A 2,535-nucleotide genomic window follows, 5' to 3' on the forward strand; every position below is an offset into this window, starting at 1 on the left:
TCGCTCTCTGCGATGCGTGTCGTAGCCGCCGTGCAGGAAACCTTCGACTGTGAAATCAGCGTCCGTGCACTCATGGAAGCCCCCACCGTAGCGGGCCTGGCTCGTGTGGTGGGTGGAGGACAGTCGGGCACCAGGCAAATCTGGGAGCCATATGCGCGTCCGGCCCAGTTGCCGCTGTCGTTCGCCCAGCGTCGGTTGTGGTTCATCCATCAGCTAGAGGGACCATCGGCGACATACAACATCCCTCTGGTACTACGCCTAATCGGTCTACTCGACGTCGACGCGCTGACCCTGGCGGTTGCCGATGTCGTAGCCCGGCACGAGAGTGTTCGCACAGTGTTTCCCGCTACGGCTGGCGTGCCCGAGCAGTGCATTCTCGATGCCTCTGAAGGGCTTGTCGCCTGCAAAGTCATCGACGCCACCAACTGGACCGATCAACAGTTGGATGAGGCGGTCGGTATTGTCACCCGCCACGCCTTCGACTTAGAAACCGAGATTCCCTTTCGTGCAAGGCTTTTCGCAGTCTCGACCACGGAACACCATCTGGCCCTGGCAATGCACCACATCGCCGCCGACGGATCATCTCTCTCGCCGCTGGTTCGCGACCTGACTACCGCATATCAGGCCCGCACCACCCGGACGGAGCCAGGCTGGGAGCCGTTGCCCGTTCAGTACGCCGACTTCACAATCTGGCAGCACAAGCTCCTCGGCGAGGCCGACGATCCTAATACCCGATCTGGTCGACAAACAGTTTTCTGGGAGCGGAACCTCGCTGGATACGCGGGACTGCTGGAGCTTCCCACGGACCGGCCTTACCCCGCCGTCGCCAACCATCAGGGCGGCCAAGTCGTCGTCGAATGGCCCGCCGAACTGCAGGAACTCGTGCGGGTTGTGGCGCGGGAACGCAATGCGACGACGTTCATGGTGATGTCGGCGGCGCTTTCGGTGCTGTTGGCGCGTTTGAGCGGGAGCGCGGATGTGGCGTTCGGGGTGCCGACGGCGGGGCGGGGGCGAACCGAGTTTGACGGCATGGTCGGGTTTTTCGTCAACACGCTGGTGTTGCGTACGCGGGTTTCAGCCGAGATGAACTTCGGTGATTTGTTGGAGGAGGTACGGGAGCGGAGCCTGGACGCGTTCGCGAACCAAGATGTGCCGTTCGATGCGCTTGTCGAGCGCCTCAATCCGGTCCGTACGCAGGCTCACCATCCGTTGATCCAAATCCTGTTCGCCTGGCAAAACGTCACCCTGCCCGATCTGTCTCTGCCAGGTCTCGACATTTCCCCGCAGCGCACGGACACCTTGACCGCTCGAATGGACTTGACTTTCAGCCTGCGTGAGCGGTTCGACAACTCCGGCCGTCCCATAGGCATTGGGGGTCTGGTCGAGTACCGCACCGACGTCTATGACGCCGAAACTGTAAAACAACTTGTTACCCGCTGGCAGCGGGTGCTCACGACGATGCTCGCCGGCACGGACCGCTCGGTGGCGTCAATCGACTTGCTTGACGAGAGAGAACTGACGCAGCTGGACGCCCTCGGAGCGCGGTCAGTGCTAAATGAATCGATCGTGGACCCCGCGATTCCGGAGTTGTTCGCCGAGCAGGTGAGGGTGCGGCCGGACGTCATAGCGGTGGTGTTCGAGGGTCGGTCGTGGACGTATCAGGAGTTGGACGACACATCGACGCAGTTGGCTCATTTGTTGGCTGGGCGTGGGGTGGGAGTAGAGGACGTTGTTGCACTGTTGCTGCCACGTTCGGAACACACTGTGATAGCCATACTTTCGGTGCTGAAGCTGGGTTCTGCTTACTTGCCGATCGACATCAACACCCCTGACGAGCGCCTGGCATTCGTTCTACAAGACGCTGCGCCGGCCGCGATTTTGACCACGGTGAGCCTCGCTGGTCGCGTCAGTAAGTCCGGGGTCCCACTGATAGATGTCGAGGATCCCAAGGTCGCTGAACAGCCGACGACGACGTTGCCGGTGCCGAATGCTGACCTCCTCGCGTACATCATCTACACCTCAGGAACGACAGGCACACCCAAAGGCGTCGGCATCACACAAACGAACGTCACCCAGACCTACGCAGCTTCGGAACATGCTTTCAAACATTCCCCAGATCAGGTGTGGTCGATGTTCCATTCGTACTCGTTCGATGTGTCGGTGTGGGAGATGTGGGGCGCTCTGCTGCACGGCGGCCGCTTGGTGATCATCCCTGAGCATGCCGCCCGCTCCGCAACGGACTTTCACCGAATCCTGGTAGACGAGCAGGTCACCACCGTCAACCAGACCCCGTCCGCACTCGAGATGCTCTCGCCCGAGGGAATAGATCAAGTAAGGACCATTTTTGTGGGGGGTGAGGCATGCTCGCCCGAACTTGTCGATCGGTGGGCTTCAGGCCGAGAAATGATCAATGGCTACGGGGAGACAGAGACGTTCTACGCCTCTATGAGTGCGCCCATGAAGCCTGGTCATGGAGCTCCTATCGGTACGCCGGTGCCGGGTGATGCGTTGTTTGTGTTGGATTCCGGTTTGCGG

Annotated in this window: 1 protein-coding gene; it reads left to right on the plus strand. The window is 60.7% G+C overall.

Going from position 1 to position 2,535, the window contains the following annotated elements; translation table 11 throughout:
* Positions 1-12 precede the first annotated feature (12 nt).
* Positions 13-2,535 (plus strand): non-ribosomal peptide synthetase (locus CH289_RS27005; protein ID WP_254924357.1); only part of this gene is annotated, 2,523 nt, incomplete at its 3' end.

The organism is Rhodococcus sp. RS1C4, from assembly GCF_002258225.1.
In the GTDB taxonomy this organism is placed as follows: domain Bacteria; phylum Actinomycetota; class Actinomycetes; order Mycobacteriales; family Mycobacteriaceae; genus Rhodococcoides; species Rhodococcoides fascians_E.